Origin of the sequence: Adlercreutzia sp. ZJ141 (genome assembly GCF_011038965.1) — a bacterium.
In the GTDB taxonomy this organism is placed as follows: domain Bacteria; phylum Actinomycetota; class Coriobacteriia; order Coriobacteriales; family Eggerthellaceae; genus ZJ141.
Genome location: NZ_JAAKEB010000001.1, coordinates 183737 through 207211, shown reverse-complemented (window position 1 = coordinate 207211; position 23475 = coordinate 183737). Strand labels below are relative to the sequence as shown.

Genomic DNA, 23475 nt, shown 5'->3' with positions numbered 1-23475 from the left:
TCACTTAAGCTTCCGAGTCGCCACAAACCGCAGCGAGCTCGGCGCCTATCCGACCGTAATCTTCCTGGCTGACTTTGGTTTTCAGCGCTTTATCGAGCTTACCCTTCCGAGCAGCTTCAACATAGCACGCCCACGAGCACACATATGCTCCTCTGCCGGCAGCACGGCCGGTGCTATCAAACGACGTGCTTCCATCGGATGCGCGCACGATGCGATACAGCAACGTTTTGTCGCTCTTCGCTCCGCAAGATATGCAAGTGCGCACCCGTTTTTGCACGTCCATGGTTGTCTTTCCTTTACGCCTCGTCGACAACTTCATCCTGCGAGGCATGAATACCGCAGTACCTGCTGTTCGGGCGTCGATGGTTGCGGCAGCGCACGCCCTCGTCGTTCACGAACACGCACGTTTCCTCGTCCTCTTCAAGCTCGTCCTCGTCAATGAGCATGTTATCCTGCGCACGCAGAGGCTCACCGGCAAAGCTCGTTGACTTGATGTCGATATGCCAACCGGTCAACCGCGCAGCGAGTCGGGCGTTCTGACCTTCCTTGCCGATGGCTAACGACAGTTGATCGTCGGGCACGACCACCGTCGCGTAGTGGCTTTCTTCGTCGACAATCACGCGCGTCACCTTGGCAGGCGACAAGGCGTTGGCCACATAGATGGCCGGATCCTCGTTCCACTGAATAACATCGACACGTTCGTTGCGCAGCTCTTCAACCACCATGCGCACACGACTGCCCTTAGGACCAACGCACGCACCCACCGGATCAAGATTCGCCTCGCGTGATGCCACAGCCACCTTGCTGCGAGCGCCGGGTTCGCGGGCGATGGACTTGATTTCCACCATGCCATCGTAGATTTCCGGAACCTCTATCTCGAAGAGACGACGAATGAGGTCGGGGTGCGTCCTGGATACAATAATGGCCGGACGTGCCTGGTCACCGCGCATGCGTGGTGTGTCAGCGGAAGGGTCGCGCACGTCAATGATGAGCACTTTCAAGCGCTGGTTGTGGCGATAGTGTTCACCAGCCGGACGTTCGTTGCGCTCATCAGTTGCGCGCTTCGCATCGTAGTGGGGCAACTCTGCTTCAACACCCTCGCGAATCTTGATGATGGTAAAGTCGGATGTGCCCTGCAATACCGTGCCGGTCACCAGATCGCCCACGCGCCCAGAGAATTCCTCGTAGATAGACTGACGACCCGCCTCGCGAACCAAGCTCGCAATGACGCCCTTGGCGTTTTGGGCGGCAATGCGACTCACGTCGTTCGGCGTAACGTCACGCTCTTCAAACTCGGCGTACTCGCCAGTTTCCTCGTCGGGCTCACCCACGGGAATCATCTCGTACACGTAAATCTTCCCTGTTTGGCGGTCAATGGTAACGCGGGCGTCCCATTCCAAATCGAGAATGCGTTCGTAGCTTTTCGCCAACGACTGCTCAAGACGCTCGATGAGGTAGAATTCATCAATCTTGCGCTCATGAGCCAACGCTTGGAGCGCTTCGATTAGTTCAGAAGTTGCCACTGTGCTTCCTTTCGACGTCGTATGCTTTCGTGAAACTGTATCGTTACGAATTAAAATTAATAGTTCCCTTAATGCGAGCTCGCTTGATGGCATTAAACGGAACGCGCATGCGCTGTCCGTCAACATCAACGAGTACGTCATCGCCGTCTATGCCACAAAGCTTGCCGGAAAACGTCGAACGTCCCTCGATTTTGCCTGCGGTCTTCACCGACACGTTCTCGCCGGCGAAGCGTTCGAAATGCTCGCGTGTGCGCAACGGACGATCGATACCCGGGGATGACACTTCAAGCGTGTAAGCACCAGGGAACGGATCGAGTTCGTCCATAATGTCGTTGATCCACGCTTGCGCCGACGACAGCACGTCGAAACTCACGCCGTCTTCGGTGTCGATGAAGACACGGATAGTGGGCGCCTTACTCGCTCCAACGACTTCAACGGTGACGATCTCAACCTGTTCGCTCTCCGCCTTCGGCGACAACGCATCAAGCAGCTGCTGTTCTTTCGCGGTAAGCATACGCACCTCCATTCCTCATCGTACGTTTCACATCTTTTCAGATTGCGCCCATTAGCGCAGCCATGCCCTCATAACAAAAGAAAGCGGGAAAACTCCCACTTTCTCACGAGAATCGAAAGTATGGCGCGCGGCTGCTGCGCACGGTTGATTGTTTATACCATAAAATCCGCAAAAAGGGCAGGAAATGCTCGAAGAATTCCAAACCACCCACCAAAACTGCGAGAAATAGCTGTTCGTAACACTACCGAACAGAGCTGCAAGCGCTACGACGAGCGCCCGTTTGGTGTATCCGGCGTATCCGGCGCATCGAGCACGTCAAAACCCCACATGCGCACTTCGGGCTCGAGCTGTACGCCAAAGCGCTCGTACACGACGCGCTGCACGTGATCAATAAGCGCGCGCACATCAGCCGCCGTAGCACCGCCAGCGTTCACCACAAAGCCGGTGTGCTTTTCGGACACCTGCGCACCGCCCACGCGGTAGCCGGCAAGACCGGCATCCTGCACAAGCTTGCCAACGAAGTACCCAACGGGCCGCTTGAACGTGCTACCAGCACTGGGCACATCAAGCGGCTGCTTACTCGCACGCTGTGCTTCAAGATCGTTCATGCGCGCACACACCACGGCCGCATCAGCTTCACATAACTCCAGTTCAACCTGCACGACCACGCAACTATCAGCATCAAACGCACTCGTACGATAAGCCCATCGCGCCTCGTCGTGGGTATAGTCACGCAGTGTTCCATCGGGCATGACACAGCGAACCAACACACACACGTCCTTGAACTCGCCACCGTACGCGCCCGCGTTCATAATAGCTGCTCCCCCAACGGTTCCCGGGATACCGCTGGCAAACTCATAGCCGGAAAGGCCCGCTTTGCACGCCACATCGGCCACAACCTTGTTCGTGGCACCCGCCTGCGCGATGATGCGACACCCTTCCACACGCACGTCTAACAGAGCGTCGGCTATCTCCATGACCACGCAATCGATGCCATCATCGCTGACCAACAGGTCACTGCCGCAACCAATGCAACGAAGTTCTACGCCCGCCTGCGCGCAGATGTGCACGATTTGCGCGACCGCATCAACGCTAGCCGGACGCGCGTACACAGCCGCTGGCCCCCCGATGCGAAACGTAGTGTGCGCAGACAGAGGTTCGTCAACCATAGCAATATTATCGCCCAAGGCATCATTGATGACACTCGCAAGCGCGTACTTATCGAACATGAGCTTCTCCCTTACTGCATTACTACACACAAAGCCCCGGCGCGACACCTGCTTGCCGGGGCTTTGTGAAACATATGCCAGTTACACGGCGTGGTTACCTCGCGTGCGCTTGTGCCTTGTCGTTGATCAGGCGGTTCAATGCGTTCACGTACGCCTTTGCCGACGACACGGTGATGTCGTTGTCAGCGCCGCGACCCGAATACACCTCTCCATCGGGTGCCATCACGCGAATGGTTACTTCACCCAGCGCGTCAATGCCACGGGTAACCGATTGCACGCTGAACTCGGTGAGGTCGTTCTCCACCTGGACGATCTTATTTACCGCCTTATACATTGCATCTACCGGACCGGTGCCGAAGTCGCACGCAGTCACTGTCTGGTCGGCAGCGTTACGCAGCGTTACCGTTGCCGTAGGAATCATGTCGGTACCACAGCTCGTCTGCACGCCTACCAGCGTGTATGCCGAACTTTGCTCAACGCGGTCGCGCTCCTGTACCAAGCTTTCCAGATCCTCGTCGTAAACTTCTTTCTTCTTGTCGGCGAGGTTCAAGAACGCCTCATACACCTGATCGAGCTGCTCACCTTCAAGCTCATAACCAAGCTCTTCCAAGCGATGTTTCAGCGCTGCATGCCCACTACGTGCCGTGAGTACAATCTGGCTTGTCCCCGCGCCCACATCGGCCGGATCGATAATCTCGTAGGTATCGCGCTTCTTAAGCACGCCATCTTGATGGATGCCTGAAGAATGAGCGAACGCGTTCGCGCCCACAATGGCCTTATTGGGCTGCACGTTCATGCCCGTAATAGAACTCACCAGACGGCTTGCCTTAATGAACTCACGCGTGTTGATGTCGGTATGCGCATCAAGCTCGGCCTCATGCATGCGAATGGCCATGACCACTTCTTCCATGGCGGTATTGCCTGCACGCTCACCCAAACCGTTGATGGTGCATTCCACCTGCGTAGCGCCGTTTTTCACACCCGCCATGGCAAGTGCGGTGGCCATACCAAGGTCGTTATGGCAGTGCACCGACACCGTAACATTTTCGATGCCGCGCACGTTCTCCATAAGGTACGCGATGCGGGCACCGAATTCCTCGGGCAGCGAGTAACCCGTAGTGTCGGGAATGTTTACCACTGTGGCGCCTGCGTCAACGACTGCCTGGATAACCTTTACGAGAAAGTCGTAGTCAGAACGACCCGCGTCTTCAGCGTAGAACTGTACGTCCTCCACATAACCCTTAGCGTACTTCACTGCGTCAACGGCGCGTTCGATGCACTGCTCTTCGGTGATACGAAGCTTGTCATGTAAGTGTGAGGGCGACACGCCGATGCCGGTGTGAATACGAGGACGCTTGGCATATTTCAGCGCGTCGGCAGCCACATCAATGTCCTTGTGTACCGCACGGGTGAGACCAGCGACCGTAGCGTCGTCACCTGCAAGTTCAGCGATGCGACGCACGCTTTCAAAATCGCCAGGACTCGATATGGGAAAGCCAGCCTCGATGACATCCACGTTCAAACGCAGCAGCTGACGCGCGACAACCAGCTTTTCCTCGGTGTTCATCGACGCTCCTGGCGACTGCTCGCCATCGCGCAATGTGGTGTCGAAAATGTTAATTTTTCGAGTCATATGGCTCACCTTTCCTTCCCTGTCGCCTCGATTCGGTTCAATCAAATTCGGGCCATAATACCACAGTTATATACAGTTTTACAGCTTAATATGCATAAGGCTCTTCAGGTCATCAATCGCCGCACGGAGGCGCTCAAGCACTTCATCAGGCACATCGCCTTCCACGTTCATAACCACGAGCGCAGTGTCTTGGTCTACCTTCGTGCCGATCTGCATAGTAGTAATATTCACACCCGCTTCTCCAAGCACGGTTCCAATAACACCAATACGACCCGGCGCATCCAGGTACTCAAACACAAGCATGTTTTTACCAGGGATAATGTCGATCTTATACCCAAGCAGTGACACGATGCGTGGCGCTTGCGACGATCCGTACAACGTGGTACCAGCCTCCACCCCCGCCGCAGAAATACTCACCGTTGAGGCATACTCACCGGCGTCAACCATAGTCGACGTCGACACCTTGATGCCGTGACGTTGCGCCACTGACGCCGCGTTAATGACCGACACCGTACCCGCACGACGATACGACAGAATACCGTTCAAGGCACCAGCCACCAGTGCAGTGGGATCGCTTTCTGAGATAAGACCTGCCGTGGTCACATGAATGTTGCGGGGAATGCCGCCCTTGATTTGAGCGATGATACGACCCATCATCTCGCAGGCGTTCACGTACGGGCCAACCAACCCAATTACCTCAGCCGACAGAGGTGCCGCGTTTACTGCGGTAACCACAAGCGACCCTTCAAGACCCGCCATCACATACTCGGCTATCTGCGTGCCGGCACGACGCTGCGCTTCGATACTTGCCGACGCCAAACGCGGCGTAAGAATGGCGTTAGGAAACTCGTGCAGCGGCGAGTCAAAACACGGCTCCTGATCGTGCATGTCCACGCCTACCGCACTAATCTTGCCCGCAGCGATGAAATCGGCCATCGACTCGGTATCGAAAATACCGCCACTTGCAGCATTCAGCAAGATGACACCGTCTTTCATGGCAGCGAACTCGTTCGGACCAAACATGCCGACAGTATTTCTGGTGCGCGGCACGTGCACGGTAATAAAGTCGGCATCGGCAAGTGCCTCAAGCACGGTTTCACGCAGTTCAACGCCAAGCGCCTCGGCACGCTCGCGGCTACAGAACGGGTCATGCCCGACGATCTTCATGCCGAAGGCCTTCGCACGCTCAGCAACCAAGCCACCCACGCGACCCAGCCCGTAGATAGCAAGCGTCTTGCCGTAGAGCTCTACCCCCATGAAACCGGTTTGTTCCCACTTATGAGCGTGCATGCTGGCGTTAGCCTGTGCGAGGTTATGAGCGCAGGCCAGCATGAGTGCCATGGTGTGTTCGGCGGCCGACACGATATTGCTCGTGGGCGCATTACACACGATGATGTCATGCTCGGTTGCAGCCTCAACGTCGATGCGGTCGACCGTCACGCCCGCCCGCCCAATGATTTTCAGGTTCTGAGCTGCTTCAATTGCTTCGCGCGTGACCGGCGTGGCCGAGCGCACGATGAGCGCATCATAGGGCGGAATCGTAGCGACAAGCTCGTCAGGGGTCATATCGAGTTTTACGTCAACCTCGTATCCAGCGTTTCGCAGAACCTCAATCCCCTCATCGGCCATGCGATCGGCAACGAGAATCTTCTTCGTCATAGCGGCAACCACCTTTGCTTCGGAATCGGTTGAGTGCGGCGCGCGGCACCGCACGAAGCATAATGCCCCTATGATAGGGCGAAACCGCACAGCAGCGTCGCACGGCAGCGAAATTTCACGCAACCGGTCGTTCAAGCACGAAAGGGTGCACAGAGGGTGCAGAGTATATGACGACACAGCGTTTCCTTAGCGCGCTACCCACGAGCCAAGCGCAACGGAAACAAGACATGCAGCCACACTAGCGGCCATGTATACCGCAGCCATGCCCACATGCCCACTCTCGATAAGCGACAACGACTCTAAGCTAAACGTTGAGAACGTAGTGAAACCGCCACACATGCCCACCTTCAAAAACAGCAGCAGCTGCGGACTCATACCCGTTCCTTTAGTGAACAGCGCCATTACAAAACCGATGAGGAAGGCGCCCGCAACGTTGACACCAAACGTCGCAACAGGAAAAGAACCCGCAGCGGTGTCGGTTACCGACAGAAGCCCAAGCAGGTAGCGAGCAATCGAACCCACAAACCCACCAGCGCCTACGAGCAGACAATTCAGCAGCATGACGCAACCATTCCTTTCCCCATCTAGTAGGAAAGCCGCACAAGGCGGCTTTCCTTTTTCGTTCACGCAAATTCACGCAAGCACACAAAAGTGCCTACGTCCGAAAGCGAACCTATTTTTTGATCCAGCTGAACATCGAGCGAATCTTCTCGCCGGTCTGCTCGATGAGGTGGTCGTTGATGGCTTCGCGCTGCTCAACGAGCCATTTGTGGTCGTTCTTGCAGTCGGCAACAAACTCACGCGCAAACTCGCCGTTCTGGATGCGCTCAAGGATGAGCTTCATGGCTTCGCGGCTCTGCTCGTTGATAACCTTCGGGCCAGCGTAGTACTCGCCGTACTCGGCAGTATTGGAAATGGAGTAATTCATGAAGTGGATGCCGCTCTCATACATAAGGTCAACGATCATCTTCATTTCATGGTAGCACTCGAAGTAGGCAAGCTCAGGCGGGTATCCTGCGTCCACCAGCGTCTCAAATCCTGCCTTCACCAGCTCAACCAAACCGCCGCAAAGCACGGCCTGCTCGCCGAACAGGTCTTCTTCAGTCTCCTGTGCAAACGTGGCCTTGATGATGCCAGAACGGGCACCGCCCACGCCCCAGCAGTACGACATGGCGATATCCCACGCATCACCCGTGGCGTCCTGTGCCACGCACGCGAGATCAGGCACACCAGAGCCTTCGGTGTACTGACGGCGCACAATGTGACCCGGACCCTTCGGGGCGCACATGATGACGTTCACGTCCTCGGGTGCCTTGATGTAGCCGAAGTGAATGTTGAAGCCGTGAGCGAAGGCCAGCGTGTCGCCCGGGTTCAGGTTGGGAGCAATGGACTCTTCGTACACCTGTGCCTGCAGCTCGTCGGGAACGAGGATCATGATAAGATCGGCTTCCTTGGCGGCGTCGGCCGTAGACATCACCTTCAGGCCCGCTTCCTCAGCAGCAGCGGCCGATTTGGAACCCTCGCGCAAACCAACGCGCACGTCGCAACCCGAGTCCTTCAGGTTCAGCGCATGAGCATGACCCTGGGAGCCATAGCCGATAACGGCGATCTTCTTGTTTTGGATGATCTGCGGATTACAATCCTCTTCGTAGTAGATAGTAACAGCCATGATTATCTCGTTCCTTTCGTGTCAGCTGTTCGTTCCCTTATAGTAACAGATAGTGACCTACCTGCCATTCCTTTGTCTGCGCGCGGCGGTGTTGCGCTATTCCTTCGCATTGCGGCTCATAGCGATCTTACCGGTGCGCACGATCTCTTTGATGCCGTACGCACGCAGCAAGTCCTCCAAACCCTTCAGCTTGTCCTCGTCGCCGGTTGCCTCGATAGTCAGCGACCCGCGACCCACATCCACGATATTAGCGCGGAAGATATTCGAGATCTCGATGATCTCGCTGCGGCGCTCAGGTGCGGCGTTCACCTTGAACAGCGCCAGCTCGCGCTCGATCGCCCGCTCGTCGGTGAGGTCGTTAATCTTGTACACGCTGATGAGCTTGTGCAGCTGCTTAGTAATCTGCTCATAACCTACGTCGTCGGCGTTCACGATGGCGGTCACGCGCGACATGGTGGGATCTTCCGTTGGGCCAACAGACAGCGACTCGATGTTGAACCCGCGGCGCGACACCAGACCGGTCACGCGCGACAGCACGCCTGGCTTGTTCTCAACTAGAACAGAGAGAATGTGCTTCATGACTACTCCCCTTCCTTCGCATCGGACGCATCGACAAGCGATGCATCCGGCTTTGAGCCCAACGTGCTCGGCGCTAGATCGATAGCAGCTTGGCTTGCTGACATACGAGGCTTCGTATCACTCGGGTCGCTGTTCCAACGTCCGCCGAACTGCGCGTCCACGCGAGCGCAAGGTGATGCCTCGGGTGAAGGTTGCGCACTTGCTGGCATTTCCGTGCGAACCGCGCCCACCGCAACGTCAATGGCACCCATCACGTCGTCAAGCGCCTTGCCCGGAGCAACCATGGGATACACGTTTTGATCGCGCGAAATAGCCACGTCAAGCAGGTACGGACCGTCCGCAGCAAGCATGCGATCGAGCGCTTCGTCAACCTCTTCTGGAGCACTTACACGCTCGGCACGCCAGCTGTACGCATCGGCAAGCTTCACGAAATCGGGGTTCGCAGCAAGTTCGGTGGATGAATAGCGTCCCTCATAGAAGAGTTTTTGCCACTGATGCACCATACCAAGGCAACGGTTGTCCAAAATTAGCACCTTCACCGGCACGCCGTTGATGGCGGCAGTGGCCATTTCCTGGCTGTTCATCTGGAACGACCCGTCACCAGCAATGCACACCACTTGCTTGCCGGGGCACCCGATGGCCGCACCAATGGCAGCCGGGAAGCCGAACCCCATGGTTCCCGCGCCACCGCTCGACACAAACGTGCGCGGCAACTCACGGTCGATGTACTGATGTGCCCACATCTGGTGCTGGCCCACCTCGGTAACCACAACACTTCCCGCGGGATCGAGCTTGGCGGAAAGCTGTTGCATGACGATTTCTGGAACGATGCCACCCTCCGACTCATCAATGCTCGGATGATAGTATGGGAAGCGCTCACGCCATTCGCTTAATTGCGCGATCCATTCCTCATCGTTGGGAGTTGCCCCTTCCTTCGCAAGCGCAGCGTTGATACCCGCGAGCACACCCTTCAAATCACCCACGATAGGCACCTGTGCTTCGCGCACCTTACCGATCTCTGCCGGATCAATATCGATATGCACCACCTTAGCATGCGGCGCAAACTCGGAGAGCTTGCCCGTCACGCGATCCGAGAAGCGCGCACCTGCAGCGATGATCAGGTCACTTTCGGTCATGGCCAAATTCGAGTACTTCGAACCGTGCATGCCGACTGCTCCCATGTTCAGCGGATGGCTGGCCGGAAACACGCCTTTGCCGATAAGCGTCGTGACCACAGGAATCTGCATGCGTTCGGCAAGCTCAATAAGCTCAGCCGACGCACCGGAGGTGATGGCGCCACCGCCGGCATACAGAATAGGCTTGTGTGCTTCACGGATGGCATTTACCGCTGCACGAATCTGCTTGGCGTTGCCACGGTAATTCGGCTTGTACGATGGCAGGTTCACCTCGTCGGGATACTCGAAGGTGATCATCTCGCTGTTTAGGTCGCTCGGCACGTCGATAAGCACCGGACCAGGACGCCCTGTACTGGCGATATGGAACGCCTCGCGGAACGTGCGGGGAATGTCCTCGACGTTTTGCAGCAAGTAGCTGTGCTTCACGATGGGCATGGTGATGCCCACAATGTCGGATTCCTGGAAGGAGTCGGTACCAATAGCACCGCGGGGAACCTGACCGGTCACCACCACCAACGGCACGCTGTCCATGTAAGCGGTGGCAATACCGGTAACCGTGTTGGTAGCACCAGGACCGGACGTGACCAGCACCACGCCCACGTTACCCGTGGCACGCGCGTAACCGTCGGCCTCGTGCACCGCGCCTTGCTCGTGGCGTGCAAGCACGTGCGTGATCTGCGTGCTGTCGTACAGCGCGTCATAGATTTTGATAGCCTGACCGCCAGGATAACCGAACACGAGGTCGACACCCTCAGCTTCAAGCGATGCTATGATGGCCTGCGCGCCGGTCATGCGCGTACCCTGCTTGTCGGTTTTGCTGCCCAACCCCCGTGGCGTGCCTATGAGACACGCATCGGCGGCGACAGTTTGATTCTTCTTGCTCACGAGCAATACGCCCCCTTATCTGCTGAAGTGACCATGCGCGCGTACTTGGCGAGCACGCCATGATTGTGCTTCGGTTCGGGTGCCGTCCACGCGGCACAACGGGCTTCGAGTTCTTCGTCGCTGATATTGAGCGTGAGTGCTCCACCCTCAATATCGACAGTTACCAAGTCGCCGTCTTGGATGAGTGCAATGGGGCCACCGGCTGCAGCTTCAGGACTCACGTGTCCAACGGCCGGACCCTTTGTGGCGCCGGAGAAACGCCCGTCGGTAATAAGTGCCACGCTTGACGAAAGACCCATGCCGCAGATAGAGCTCGTAGGCGTGAGCATCTCGCGCATTCCCGGCCCGCCCTTAGGACCTTCGTAGCGAATAACTACCACGTCGCCAGCGACAATCTTGCCGGAGTTGATGGCATCGCACGCTGCCTCTTCAGAATCGAAGCACTTGGCAGGGCCCGTGTGCTTCATCATCTCTGGCGCCACCGCGCTCTTCTTCACGATAGCACCGTCAGGTGCAATGTTGCCGTGCAGCACGCGCAAGGCACCTTGCGGCGAAAGCGGGTTGTCATGCGTGCGGCACACCTCACCGTCGGCCGGCGGACAGCACGCTTCTAGGTATTCGGGCAAAGGACCCATGCACGTAAGCGCACTTTCGTCGAGCAAACCAAGTTCGGCCAGTTCATGCATGACTACCGGCACACCTCCTACCTCGTACAAGTCGGAGAGCGGGCGCGGGCCAGACGGCTGCAGCTTCAACAAGTGAGGCGTACGAGCGCTTGCAGCGTCCCAGTCGTCCATAGTGATGGGATGCCCCGCCTCTTGTGCGATTGCCGTGAGGTGCAGCACGGTGTTTGTGGAGCCGCCAAAGGCCATGTCGCATTCCATGGCGTTGTGAATAGCGGCCGCAGACACGATGTCACGGATGCGCACGTTTTTCTCGAGAAGCTCCATCACCTTCATGCCAGCGTGCTTAGCCAGGCGAATGCGCTCGGAATACACGGCAGGAATGGTGCCGTTTCCTGGAAGCGCAATACCTAATGCTTCACACAAGCAGTTCATGGAGTTCGCCGTGAACAGGCCCGAGCAACTGCCGCACGTGGGGCACGCGGTGTTTTCGAAATAAGCGAGTTCTTCTTCGGTCATGGTGCCATTCATCACCGCCGCCGCGCCGTCGAACAGCGTGTTCAGGTCGGTGGTGGGGCCGCATCCCCCCTTCTGCTTGCCAGCGAGCATAGGCCCGCCCGACACGAAGACAGTGGGAACGTTCACGCGCAAAGCGCCAAGTACCATGCCTGGCACAATCTTGTCGCAGTTGGGAATACATACGGCCGCATCGAAGGCATGACCGTTCATGATAATCTCGAAAGAGTCGGCGATAGTTTCGCGCGACACGAGCGAGTAGTGCATACCCAAATGGTTCATAGCAATGCCGTCGCACACGCCAATGGTTGATACCTCGAATGGGACGCCGCCAGCCATATAAATGCCAGCTTTCACCGCATCTGCTATCTTGTCCAGGTTGTTGTGACCGGGGATAATGTCGTTTCTTGAGTTGAATACAGCAATGAGCGGTCGCTTCATCTCCTCATCAGTTACGCCGTCTGCCTTCAACAGGCTGCGATGCGGTGCGCGGGCTACGCCGCATCTGACGGAGTCGCTTTTCAGCTCCATAAGCTTGCCTTCCTTCCCTGCTCGTGTCCATGCCTCCGACACTCTCGCGCCACACCAACACTCGAGCGCTCGCCGAAAACAAAAAATCCCGATGCGCTGCACCAGGACCTCGATCGACTTACCACCCCTTGCGGGCGTGACGGATAACGGAGTCACCGGTTCAGCTTACTTACCATGTGCCATCTGCGGAGATCGTCCACATCGGCACGTGGTGTTCACCCTGAACTGCTCGGAGGGGGCGTTCGGACCGTCCCACTGCCACCTTTCACCATCCGGTGGCTCTCTGTGAATGGGATTGTTCCCTACTCTTCCTCTTCAACGCATTTCATGTATGAACTTGTTGAGCGATAAGTATACTCTTGCAAATTGCGTGCCGCCGTCGGGTTTCGCCAGACGGCATCAATTCGCGCAATCAGCACACTTAGGCGAAGCGAGAACAGCATGACCGGCTTCGGCGAGCTCGCGACCGATGTGCACGTACTCATCGGCATTGCGACGGTTTGTCTCCACTTCGTCAGACGTTAGCTGGCGAACTGGCTTTGCGGGACTGCCTAACGCCAACATGCCATCGGGAATCACCTTCCCGCCGGTCACAAGAGAACCTGCCCCTACGATGCAGTTTGCGCCTACGCGTGCTCCGTCTAAGATGATGGCGCCCATACCAATAAGCGTGTTGTCTCCAACCGTACAACCGTGCACGATGGCACCGTGGCCGATCGTCACACCTTGGCCCACTATCGTGTCGTGCCCTTCACTCACGTGAAGACACGCCCCTTCCTGTACGTTTGTCCGTTCGCCTACGACAACACGACTCCCTGAATCACCACGCAACGTGGCACCAGGCAGTACCGACGCATCCTTTCCCACCGACACATCGCCAATGATGACGGCGGTGTTCGCAATGGATGCCGTTTCGTGTACACGCACGCCGCGCCCATTCATAGATGTCCTCTTTCCTTGCTCGTAGCCGCCCGTACGCAGTACTCGAACGCTTACAGCTGCTCCACGATACCGCAGATCAAGCGACTGAAATCGTCGGCACGCGTGGCAGCTACGTCAATGACTCCTAAATCAGATGGGTTAGCACCATCAATACCGCAGCCCATATTCGACACAAGCGAGATACCCAACACACGCATGCACACATGTCGCGCGGCGATAACTTCCTCGCACACGCTCATGGCAACCGTGTCGCCGCCCCACGCCTGCAGCATACGTATTTCCGCCGGCGTTTCAAAACTCGGTCCAAGCAGACCCACGTACACGCCCTCCTGTACGCGGATACCATGCGCATTCGCCACGCGGTGTGCAATGGCGCGCAGGCTGGGGTCAAACGCATCAAGCATAGACACGAACCGATCGGCCATGCGCGCTGGGTCTGCGTCCGCTATGGGATTTCGTCCCGTGAAGTTGATCTGGTCGGACATGATGCAGAAGTCGCCCACATGATATGCCGAGTTCAGCGCACCGGCGGCGTTTGTGGTGATGAGTATGCCTACCCCGAGCTTTTCCATAAGCCACACCGGATACGCCACATCCTGCGAACTCACACCCTCGTAACCGTGCAGCCTGCCCTGCATGGCGAGTACGCACGTGCCGGCAACGTTACCACACACGAACTGGCCCACATGGCCATTGGCAGTGGAAACTTTCATGTGTGGTACCTCGGCAAACGGAATACGCACTGCATCGGCAATGCTGTCGGCAAACGGGTTCAAGCCCGACCCGAGGATAATGCCGATACGCGGGGTACGACCGTCGAGCCGCTTTTGCAGCACGTTCAACGACGCTTCGAGGTGAGTTTGTAAGACATTTTCCACAGAGTTCATAATGTGAACCTTCCTCACGTTGCCACTGTGCTGGTATGTGCCGAAACCGTACTCTCAAAAATGCTGGCTCGTGCCGTCTAACCTTGCGCAGGGGTGGCGAAATTAATCATCGTATCCCCCGAATGCTTTCCCACTTGGCACTACGCGGGCTTTCTGCCTGATAGAACGCGCGGACGGCCCGCCAGGTCGACATCTATCGCAAGGTGTTCAAACCCCAGGTCGTACGCATAATCCCGTGCAGCGTCTAGGCAGGTTTCATGCAGCTCAAACGCAAACGCGCCACCCGGTTTAAGCGCAATCATACACCACGCCGCCAGCCGACGAAACACATACAAGCCATCGGTACCTCCATCAAGTGCAAGCGCCGGCTCGAAATCAGAAACCTCACGGGGAATATCGCGTAGCACGTTCGTGGGAACATACGGCGGGTTCGACACAACAAGGTCAAACGATCCCGCAAGATCAACGTCGACGCCTTCGCCCAGATCACACGCGATGATGCCCACACGATCCTGTAGATCAAGCCGCGAAGCATTACGCGTCGCAAGCGACACAGCTTCAGGGGCGATATCGGTCGCAATAACGTGCACATCGGAGCGCTCGTGCGCAAGCGAGCAAGCAATACAGCCTGAACCTGTGCAAATATCGGCTACCAGCAGCGGTACGACTCGGTCCGCTGCGTGCGCTGCATTCGCCGCGTCCAAGGACGCACTGCCGGATAGAGACACACTATCTGACAGTGACACACTGTCAACACTCGTCACCACACCAAGCCCCTGCGAGTCAGCCGCAACTTCACCCTGCAACTTTGCAGCAGCTGCCACCAGCATTGCAGCCGTTTCATCGGGGGTCATCGTTGAGTCGACAGCACGTCGGCGCGGCTCGGGCGGCAGCATGGCAAGTGCCACGCTTACAAGCACCTCGGTTTCAGGCCGGGGAATAAGCACGCCTGGTTCGACCGCAAGCGTAATGTAGCGAAATGCCACTTCCCCCGTTATGTACTGCAAAGGCTCACCCGCGCCACGGCGCGACACAAAACCGCGCAGTACCGCGCGTTCGTCAGGGGAAAGCGGCCGATCGAAGTTCACGTACAGTTCAACGCGACTCATGTTACACGCTTCGCAGACGAGCCACTCGGCCGACAACCGCGGGTTTTCGTCGCCCTTGCGCCCCAGATAGCCAACCGTCCAGTCGAGGGCAGCACGGACGGTCCACACGTCGTTAGTCAACGGCCTGTTCCAACTTCCGCGCACGATCGGCTGCCTGCAACGCCGTGATCAGCTCGGATAAGCCCGCGCCGCCCGCTCCCAAAAGCACCCCGTTATACGTGCCGTTGTAGCCAATGCGATGGTCGGTCACGCGGTCCTGCGGGCCATTGTAGGTGCGAATCTTCTCGGCGCGGTCGCCCGATCCAATCTGCGCCAGGCGCTCGGCACCTTCGGCGGCTTGCTGCTCGGCGAGCATCTTCTCGTACAGGCGCGCACGCAGCACGCTCATTGCCGCAATCTTGTTCTGTAGCTGGCTCTTCTGGTCTTGCGACTGCACCACTAAGCCGGAAGGAATATGCGTGATACGCACTGCAGAGTCAGTGGTGTTCACACACTGACCACCGGGGCCCCCGGCTCGATACACATCAATACGCAGGTCGTTCTCGTTAATTTCCACTTCAACCTCATCGGCTTCGGGCAGCACTGCAACGGTTGCGGTGGAGGTGTGAATGCGGCCCTGGCTTTCGGTTTTGGGAACGCGCTGCACGCGATGCACGCCACTTTCAAACTTCATGACCGAGTACACGTGATCGCCCTTCACCTTGAACTGGATTTCCTTGTAACCACCAGCTTCGGATGCCGACACATCCATGGTTTCGGTCTTCCAGCCCTGTTCAGTTGCGAAACGCATGTACATCTTGTACAGATCGCCCGCAAAGATGGCTGCCTCGTCGCCGCCGGCAGCCGCGCGGATTTCCACGATGATGTCCTTCTCGTCAGCCGGATCGGACGGTATGAGCATGAACTTGATATCCTCTTCCAGCTGGGGAAGCCGCTCTTCGATGGAGGCGATTTCCTCTTGCGCAAACTCCTTCATATCGGCATCGTCAAGCATTTCCTTGGCGGCCGATAAATCGTCGGAAGCCTGCACGTACTCGCGCGCCTTCGCCGCCAACGGGCCTTGATTGGCGTATTCCTTAGCTAGGCGGTTGTACTCCTTCTGATCGGCGAGCACCGCAGGGTCACCCATCTTCATTTGAAGGTCCTCGTAGGCTTTGATGATCTTCTCGAGCTTCTCGCGCATTCGCTTCCCACCTTCATATCGCAGCAAAAAGGCTCGTCCGCGGACGAGCCTTATCATGTCTGGCTCCTCGGGTAGGTTTCGAACCTACAACCCTCCGGTTAACAGCCGGATGCTCTGCCGTTGAGCTACCGAGGAATATCGCGCCTCAATCGCGCAAGACTGTATTATAAGCATTCCCCCCTTAAGCGCAAGGGGGAATTTTCGAAAAAATTGCGATTCCTTCTGGCGTTTTCACGGCGGTTCGCTAAAATAGAGCAGCGCGAGCGCGGGCCTGTAGCTCAACGGTGGAGCAGGGGACTCATAATCCTTTGGTTGTCGGTTCGAATCCGGCCGGGCCCACCACATTTCGTCCCGTCGCAGGTGGTTCCTGATAGTTCTTACTATCCCCTTGGTAGCCCCTCTTCTCAGTCCTCCCCTTCCGCTTGCTCTTTCACGCCACAGGCGTCACTTTATTCGTAGCGCGTACATACCGGAACTTCCATGGTACAACGCGCGCCTCCCAATGGAGCGTTTTCGAGTGTGAGTTTCCCACCATGCGCACGTATGATGTCGCTTGCAATGGACAACCCTAAACCGTAATGGCCACTTGCGTGGTTGCGATCGGACCACTCGGTGAAGAAACGCTCGGTAGCATGCGCGAGTGCATCACGCGAGAAGCCCGGGCCTTCGTCCTCTACAACAATGGTAAGCAAACCTGTGGCAACGGCAGACGTAATAACCGAATCAACGACATCAGTTTGTTCGTTTTCGGTAAGCGAACCTGCGACAATAGCGGGCTCAGTAGCGCTTATGCTCACATGAACTGTTGTATGCGTTGGCGCATGCTCAACCGCGTTTCCCACTAAGTTCATAACAGCCCGCACGAGATCTTCCCCTTCCCCGTCACTTCGCGTTGCGTTGCTTACAGAAGGTACCCCACGATAAGAATATGCTGTCGTCTTCAACCCGCCGTCGATCAAACAGGTAAAATCGAGCGCCACCCCGCGTGTATCGCACAACACACGAGCTTCACGTTCGATAACCTGCACAAACGCCCCAACGTCAACAGCGCTCTGCACAGGGTAACTTGTTCGTGATGAAACGTTTGCCGTGCTGCGCGACACCTCCAGCATCGTTCGTACATAGCTTTCCATGCGCTCCACCCCCAAACGCACACCTTCCACACATGCCCGCTGACTGGCATCGAGATTGCTCTCGGCAAGCAGATCGGCGTTCCAGCGAGCGATGGAAAGCGGTGTTTTCACATCGTGCGCAAGTGCCGCCACCTGTCGGCGTTGTGCCTCGTCGGCGGCCCACTGAGCCTTCAGCGACTCGCTCAGTGCCGCGCGCATGCGATCCATAGCCACCAGCACGTCGTTCACCTCGCGCACAGAGGCAGGTGTCACGGAGAAATCGAGCTCTTGATGCTCGATACGTTCAGCTACCTGAACGAGCGGGCGCATCTTGCGCGAGATCACCCGCGATGCCCGCATGGCCACAAGTACCACTGACAACGCGAACAGCGCGCAATACGCAGCGATGATCAGGTTCTGCGGGTTTGGCAACGCATCGCGCAGTGAACGAGATGCAAAATCGGGCAGAAAATCGTACTGCAACACACAAAGAGAACCATCGGGTAACGTCGCAAACGTGCAGCGGCTCGCGTTACCGTCAAGGCGTATGGTCGTCGCTTCACGCTCGAACACACCCGCACGTTCGAGCGCCGAACGAAGCTCACGCACGCCGTCATCGGATAGGTCAGACGCCACGAATGAGCCTTGTTTGTCGAACACCGCCCATCGATAACACGCAGGGGTTTCCGCAGGATCAAGCTGACCGGCCTCAAGCGCTGCCACCGTAGCTTCGACGTTATTCTCAGCGTAATTCGCTGTATACACGAGCCCACTGCCATTCATGATGGCGAACGCTCCAAACGCAACTACCAGAAGCACCACCGCCGCCGCAAGCACGTAGGCGAAATACCGCACGATAACAAGCGCCAATGGCATGCCGTGCCGCATCGAATGAGCAGCTTGCCTTTCTCCGTGTGCTACAGCTCCCATTTGTAGCCCACTCCCCACACCGTTGCCACCGGGTTCACGCCACGTTCCTTGAATTTCATACGGATATTGCGCACGTGCGCGGTGATGGTTTCACTACCGGCCGCGCTGTCCCATCCGCACGCCTGCTCGAGCAGCAACTCCTTGGAGAACACCTGACCACGGTGACGCGCCATATGCTCACAGATGGCATATTCGGTTGGAGTGAGGTGCACGGCTGCTCCATCCACCAACACTTCCCGAGCCGCAAGGTCAACCCGCACGCGACCGAAATCGAGCGACGCGTGACGTTGGCGATGCTCTCGGCGCACATGAGCTGCCACCTTCGCACGCAACTCGGCGGCACCACAGGGTTTTCGGATATAGTCGTCGGCGCCAAGGCCATAACCCACCACCGCATCGGCTTCCTCCACTTTAGCAGTGAGGAAAAGAATAGGACAATCAACTCGACTGCGAATGCGGCTTACCAGCTCAAACCCATCCATGCCGGGCATCATCACGTCGCAGAGCACCAGATCGAAGCGCGCGAGGTCAAGCGTTTCCACCGACGTCGGGTCGGTAACGCCACGCACCGTATGCCCGTCGCATTTGAGCACGCAATCAAGCACGTCAACGATAGCGGGCTCGTCGTCAATCACCAGTACGTTCGCCACGCATCACACCTCCTTGCCGGTTCTTTCGTCCAATCACGCTTTCTGGGGGCAGGCCATTTCTGCCCGATAAGCCACCCCGACGCTTCCCTGTATGCTTGTTAGTATACTTGCCGCCAAGACAGTATGGCCCTTCTCAGCTGTAGGCTCATCTGTGTCAAACCACTCGGCGCCTGCAGCCCTCACTTCATTCCCCACCGCCACGTCGTCCTTCGAAGCGGTTCGCACCACAGAAATAGCATGCGAAAACAAATACAGTACCCACGGCGCAAGCCACGCCGACAACGTTCAGCGCCGCCCACAACGCGCCAAGTGCCGCATCACCCGCAAGTGAAGGCGCTATGGAAAGCTCAATGGCAAGCGACGAAAGGCGCGAAGGCCATGCAAAGGGAATAAGCGCCGCGATACCCACCGCAAACTGGCCGCTCAACGTGCCCGTTACCAGGCCGTTCGCCAGTCCTCCGAGGAGTGCCGTAGCTGCGATGAAACCAAGTGCACCTACGGCGATGCTGGCATTGCGCCCGAATCGCATCGCAACCCAGAACAACACAACATAAAGAGCAGCACTTCCTACCACAATACCCAGCGCAGCCATCACACATGCGCCAACCGAAGGCGTCGCACAACCGGCAGCCGCAACAATGCAGAGAAACAGCGTCATCGCGATAAGCGCCGCACCGAACCCCAGCATCAAAAGCGAAGTCACTTTCGCAGCAAGAGCCGCGCGCCGGCAGGGTACGCCCAGCACGTTTGCAAACCTGCCCGCTTCGTGTTCGGCATCCGCCGAAAGCCCGCATGCCAACCCTGCGAGCAACGGTGCACCAGCGCCGAGCAGCTGGAAAAACGCATCGGTGCCAAGCAGGGTATCCCACGCGCTTACCGCGAAGTATGCCCCAGCACACCCGCCGAGTATTACTGCAAGCACCACATGAAGCGCCACTAATGACGAGCGTCGTAACTTTACAGCCTCTGATCGCAAAGCACGAATAAATGCCATCATGCCGCCCCCCTTCCTTCGAACCACTTCGCACCAGCAACCGACAGCACGACAAAGAACAACGCGGCCACGGCGATGCCCGCTACCGCTTGCCAACCGAACACACCCAGCGCATCGCCAGCGGCAAGCGGTATACCCGATGGCTCCACACCAACAAACGGAGCAACCGCGCAAAGTAACGTTGCCGGTGGGAACAAAAACCACAATTCTCCTGTCCACATGCTGATTCCTACGCCAATTTGCAGGAGAGCGGGCACAGCGATACCCGCAAGCGTGCCAAACCGCATGGTAAGCGCCAACCCTACCGGCACCATCCAAGCCGATGCAATGGTGAGAATAGCAACAGTCGCAAGCCCTTCAAGTAATGATGGCGCACTGGCACCCAGAAGCGTTGTCGCAACGGAAGCAACATACACCACTGTGTTTACACCCGCCACAAGTACGAGCGCATATGCGACTTTCGCGCACCACACACGTGCAAGCTGCACTGGCAACCCCAGCACGGGTTTCAGCTTCTGACGTGCATCAATGCTCGCAATCGATGCCGTTATGAGCGCGCATGCGACCGGCAGCATGAGCGAGTACCACCAGTTCCATCCGTAGGTGGAAAACGAACCAACAGCACCTCCACCGAACGCGCCACCTGCCATCATGCCCAACAAGCAAAACGGCAGCGGCGTGAGAACCGCTATTTTGCGCGCGGCGCCTCGGTGGCCTTTGAGGGTTTCCGCGCGAAATGTTGCGAGCGCTTTCGTTGCCATAGCCTACTCCCTTCCTCGATTCTTTCCTCGGTTCATTTTGCGGTTTCCACGGTTTCTGCGGTTTCCGCAGCTTTTGCCTCACGCAACGGTTTCGTTGGCCGCCTCGTTTTCTTCGCGTTCCGCTTTCCCGTGCCCACCCTGCCTGCGCTCGCACGCAGCACGGCGACACACGCTCATGAACAGGTGTTCCAGGTCGGTTCCTGGGGCAAGTAAGCCCTCAAACGCCAGTTTCCCTTCGGTTATGATGCCCACCTTATCGGCAACGTGTGACACCTCGGCCAGAATATGGCTCGACACGATAACGGAGATGCCGCGCTCGGGAAGGGCACGAATAAGGTACCGCATGTCCTCGACACCCATTGGGTCAAGGCCGTTGGTCGGCTCGTCTAAAATGAGCAGTTTTGGCTGCCCCAACAGGGCAAGCGCGATGCCAAGACGCTGTTTCATACCCATGGAGAATTGCGCAGTGCGCTTCGAGCCCGTATCGGTTAAGTCAACCATACGTAACACGTCGTCGATCCGCGCTTCAGGAATGCCCAGCATCATGGTGCGCACCCGCAAGTTCTCGCGCGCGGTGAGGTTGGGGTACAGCGGCGGGTTTTCGATGAGCGCCCCAATACGGTACAAATCGGCACGCTGCCACGGATGCCCGTCGAAGACGATGGTGCCCGACGTGGGGTGAAGCATGCCTGCGATCATTTTGAGCGTGGTTGACTTTCCTGCGCCGTTTGGTCCGAGCAGGCCATAGACCGCACCTTCAGGCACGTGCAAGCTCACACCCTGAACTGCGTAGGTAACATCAGAGTTGTGTTCGCTATTGCGACTGAAGCGACAGGCACGACGTCCGAAACGCTTCGTGAGATTTCTCGTCTCAAGCACGTTTCCCATGATGAATTCCCTTCTCTCGCTTCCTTATGTCTACAGCTTAGGAAGCGTTTCTCAAGGAATTCTCAAGGACGCGGCAGTTTTTTGATTCTCTGGGGCTCATGGCTCAAATGGCCCCAGCGATGTAGCGCATGCAAAGACAATCAGCTACGCGCACAATCAGCTACGCGCGGTTCATGCTCTCTTTCGGACGATGGATAAAGAACGACACCACCAATGCGGCAAGCGCGATACCGAGAAACACCCAGAACGCTTGCAGATAGCTGCCCGAACCCATTTGTGCCGCAGCCAGAACCTGCGGGCCAATAACAGCGGCGGGGATCATCTGGCAGGTGGCGATGGCGTAGTTGATACCAAAGTAGCGCGTGCCATAGAACGTGCTTACCATAGTTGACATCGTACACATATTGCCGCCGTACATGAGACCCAGCAGCACGAACCCCACTACCAGTAGCGGGAAGCTACCAACGCTCATAGCAATTGCACAGCAGAGCATACCAACTGCAAAGGCAATAGACACCCAGAGCAGCGACACGCGGTAGCCAAGCTTGTCCCAAATAAAGCCGTTCAGCAAGCGCCCCAAGCCGTTGAAAGCCGACACGCTACCCATGGCCGCAGTGGCCATCAGCAATGCGGCGTCGCCCGTTTCGCCTCCGGTAGCGCCCGACGCAGAACCAAGCAGCTCCATTGCAGCCGGCACTGCTTGGCTAATGAGCGCCAAGCCGCCGCAGGTGACGAGCATCAGCCACAGCATAAACACCCAAAACGACGGCGTTTTCATCATCTGGGTGCCGCTCATGTCAACCGCCGACACGATGTCGGCCTCGTGTGCTTTCGCCATCAGCGGCTTCACGTACTCTTCGTCGGGAAGGCGCATAATGAGTGCGCCAACAGCAACAATAAGAGCAAATGCCACACCAAGCACCCCAAGCGTCGTGCGCCAACCTAGCGCACCGAGCATAGCGGTAACCGCCGGGCTTAACACCATGGTGCCCATACCGAACCCCATAAGCATCGCTCCGTTTGCAACGCCCTGCCGATCAGGGAACCATTTAAGCGTGGCACTCATGACGCAGTCGGCACCAATCCCCACGCCCGTACCCACCAGCACGCCGTAAGTAAGGTAGATGTGCGGCAACGTTTCCGCGAACGTCGAGGCGACAAAACCAATGCCGATACATGCGGCGGTTGCCAACAACAGCACGCGCGGCGAGAAGCGCTGCTCGAGCACGCCAGCTACCAGCATACCCACACAGAAAGTGATGATAGACAACGTGAAAATGACCGACGTTTCGGAGCGCTGCCAGCCGAATTCGGCTTCAAGCGGCTCAACAAATAGTGACCACGCGTAGATAAGTCCGAAGAACAACAGCAGCACGAACGCAACGGCGAAGTACAGCAATCGATGCGGTGTACGATGAGCAGCAGACGACGTGAGGGTTTCAGGTACGGCAGCATGCTCGGTGCCACCACGCGATTCTGAACAAGAAGTTGCGAACCCAACCATAGCGACGTCCCTTTCCTT

Annotated in this window: 21 protein-coding genes and 2 tRNA genes; 1 reads left to right on the top strand and 22 read right to left on the bottom strand. The window is 57.3% G+C overall.

The annotated features are described in order from the left end of the window. Nucleotides 1–4 precede the first annotated feature (4 nt). The 16 genes from G7Y44_RS00915 to G7Y44_RS00840 all read right to left on the bottom strand — a co-directional run bounded on the left by G7Y44_RS00915 (nucleotide 5) and on the right by G7Y44_RS00840 (nucleotide 16753). A complete protein-coding gene (locus G7Y44_RS00915; RefSeq protein ID WP_165044110.1) occupies nucleotides 5–283 on the bottom strand; it encodes a YlxR family protein in 279 nt (92 codons plus the stop codon). 13 nt (nucleotides 284–296) lie between these two features. After that, nucleotides 297–1523 carry a transcription termination factor NusA gene (gene nusA, locus G7Y44_RS00910; protein WP_165044108.1) on the bottom strand — a complete coding sequence of 409 codons (1227 nt, stop codon included), beginning with the start codon at nucleotides 1521–1523 and terminating at the stop codon, nucleotides 297–299. 43 nt (nucleotides 1524–1566) lie between these two features. Beyond that, on the bottom strand, nucleotides 1567–2037 hold the full coding sequence (gene rimP, locus G7Y44_RS00905) for a ribosome maturation factor RimP (RefSeq protein WP_165246785.1): 471 nt from the start codon (nucleotides 2035–2037) through the stop codon (nucleotides 1567–1569). Between the two features lie 263 nt (nucleotides 2038–2300). Beyond that, complete coding sequence (murB, locus tag G7Y44_RS00900) at nucleotides 2301–3266, bottom strand: UDP-N-acetylmuramate dehydrogenase (protein ID WP_165246783.1); 966 nt, start codon at nucleotides 3264–3266, stop codon at nucleotides 2301–2303. Between the two features lie 94 nt (nucleotides 3267–3360). Then, nucleotides 3361–4899: a 2-isopropylmalate synthase gene (locus G7Y44_RS00895; RefSeq protein WP_165044103.1), complete on the bottom strand. Its 1539-nt coding sequence runs from the start codon at nucleotides 4897–4899 to the stop codon at nucleotides 3361–3363. Nucleotides 4900–4977: 78 nt separating this feature from the next. Then, nucleotides 4978–6558 (bottom strand): phosphoglycerate dehydrogenase, encoded by a 1581-nt coding sequence (serA, locus tag G7Y44_RS00890; protein ID WP_165246781.1) that lies wholly within the window; start codon nucleotides 6556–6558, stop codon nucleotides 4978–4980. A 186-nt stretch (nucleotides 6559–6744) separates the two neighbouring features. Next, a complete protein-coding gene (crcB, locus tag G7Y44_RS00885; protein ID WP_241158135.1) occupies nucleotides 6745–7119 on the bottom strand; it encodes a fluoride efflux transporter CrcB in 375 nt (124 codons plus the stop codon). A gap of 112 nt (nucleotides 7120–7231) precedes the next feature. Then, on the bottom strand, nucleotides 7232–8227 hold the full coding sequence (ilvC, locus tag G7Y44_RS00880) for a ketol-acid reductoisomerase (RefSeq protein ID WP_165044099.1): 996 nt from the start codon (nucleotides 8225–8227) through the stop codon (nucleotides 7232–7234). A gap of 96 nt (nucleotides 8228–8323) precedes the next feature. Further along, nucleotides 8324–8806, bottom strand: a complete 483-nt coding sequence (ilvN, locus tag G7Y44_RS00875) for an acetolactate synthase small subunit (RefSeq protein ID WP_165044097.1) — start codon at nucleotides 8804–8806, stop codon at nucleotides 8324–8326. Nucleotides 8807–8808: 2 nt separating this feature from the next. Continuing rightward, the gene (ilvB, locus tag G7Y44_RS00870; protein WP_305793579.1) at nucleotides 8809–10827 is read right to left on the bottom strand and encodes a biosynthetic-type acetolactate synthase large subunit; all 2019 of its coding nucleotides are present in this window, start codon (nucleotides 10825–10827) and stop codon (nucleotides 8809–8811) included. Beyond that, nucleotides 10824–12497: a dihydroxy-acid dehydratase gene (ilvD, locus tag G7Y44_RS00865; RefSeq protein ID WP_165246779.1), complete on the bottom strand. Its 1674-nt coding sequence runs from the start codon at nucleotides 12495–12497 to the stop codon at nucleotides 10824–10826. The genes ilvB and ilvD overlap by 4 nt, the downstream gene beginning before the upstream one ends. A 399-nt stretch (nucleotides 12498–12896) precedes the next feature. After that, on the bottom strand, nucleotides 12897–13439 hold the full coding sequence (locus tag G7Y44_RS00860; protein ID WP_165246777.1) for a gamma carbonic anhydrase family protein: 543 nt from the start codon (nucleotides 13437–13439) through the stop codon (nucleotides 12897–12899). 50 nt (nucleotides 13440–13489) lie between these two features. Beyond that, the gene (locus G7Y44_RS00855; protein ID WP_165246775.1) at nucleotides 13490–14326 is read right to left on the bottom strand and encodes a purine-nucleoside phosphorylase; all 837 of its coding nucleotides are present in this window, start codon (nucleotides 14324–14326) and stop codon (nucleotides 13490–13492) included. Nucleotides 14327–14466: 140 nt separating this feature from the next. Next, nucleotides 14467–15555, bottom strand: coding sequence for a N5-glutamine methyltransferase family protein (locus G7Y44_RS00850; protein WP_165246773.1), 1089 nt, complete (start codon nucleotides 15553–15555; stop codon nucleotides 14467–14469). Next, nucleotides 15548–16618, bottom strand: a complete 1071-nt coding sequence (prfA, locus tag G7Y44_RS00845; protein ID WP_165044258.1) for a peptide chain release factor 1 — start codon at nucleotides 16616–16618, stop codon at nucleotides 15548–15550. The genes G7Y44_RS00850 and prfA overlap by 8 nt, the downstream gene beginning before the upstream one ends. A gap of 60 nt (nucleotides 16619–16678) precedes the next feature. Next, a tRNA-Asn gene (locus G7Y44_RS00840) sits at nucleotides 16679–16753 on the bottom strand. Nucleotides 16754–16885: 132 nt separating this feature from the next. On the opposite strand from G7Y44_RS00840, the gene G7Y44_RS00835 reads away from it, so the two are divergent. Next, nucleotides 16886–16960 (top strand) — tRNA-Ile (locus tag G7Y44_RS00835). A gap of 107 nt (nucleotides 16961–17067) precedes the next feature. Here G7Y44_RS00835 and G7Y44_RS00830 read toward each other — a convergent pair. The 6 genes from G7Y44_RS00830 to G7Y44_RS00805 form a co-directional block, all read right to left on the bottom strand. Further along, nucleotides 17068–18660, bottom strand: a complete 1593-nt coding sequence (locus G7Y44_RS00830; protein ID WP_165246771.1) for a HAMP domain-containing sensor histidine kinase — start codon at nucleotides 18658–18660, stop codon at nucleotides 17068–17070. After that, nucleotides 18648–19310, bottom strand: coding sequence for a response regulator transcription factor (locus G7Y44_RS00825; protein WP_165246769.1), 663 nt, complete (start codon nucleotides 19308–19310; stop codon nucleotides 18648–18650). The genes G7Y44_RS00830 and G7Y44_RS00825 overlap by 13 nt, the downstream gene beginning before the upstream one ends. Before the next feature lie 184 nt (nucleotides 19311–19494). Further along, nucleotides 19495–20307 carry an ABC transporter permease gene (locus G7Y44_RS00820; protein ID WP_165246767.1) on the bottom strand — a complete coding sequence of 271 codons (813 nt, stop codon included), beginning with the start codon at nucleotides 20305–20307 and terminating at the stop codon, nucleotides 19495–19497. Next, nucleotides 20304–21065, bottom strand: a complete 762-nt coding sequence (locus G7Y44_RS00815) for a hypothetical protein (RefSeq protein ID WP_165246765.1) — start codon at nucleotides 21063–21065, stop codon at nucleotides 20304–20306. Before G7Y44_RS00815 ends, G7Y44_RS00820 begins: the two co-directional genes overlap by 4 nt. Before the next feature lie 78 nt (nucleotides 21066–21143). After that, a complete protein-coding gene (locus G7Y44_RS00810; protein WP_165246763.1) occupies nucleotides 21144–21953 on the bottom strand; it encodes a lantibiotic protection ABC transporter ATP-binding protein in 810 nt (269 codons plus the stop codon). Nucleotides 21954–22113: 160 nt separating this feature from the next. Beyond that, nucleotides 22114–23457, bottom strand: coding sequence for an OFA family MFS transporter (locus tag G7Y44_RS00805; protein WP_165246761.1), 1344 nt, complete (start codon nucleotides 23455–23457; stop codon nucleotides 22114–22116). Nucleotides 23458–23475: the final 18 nt, after the last annotated feature.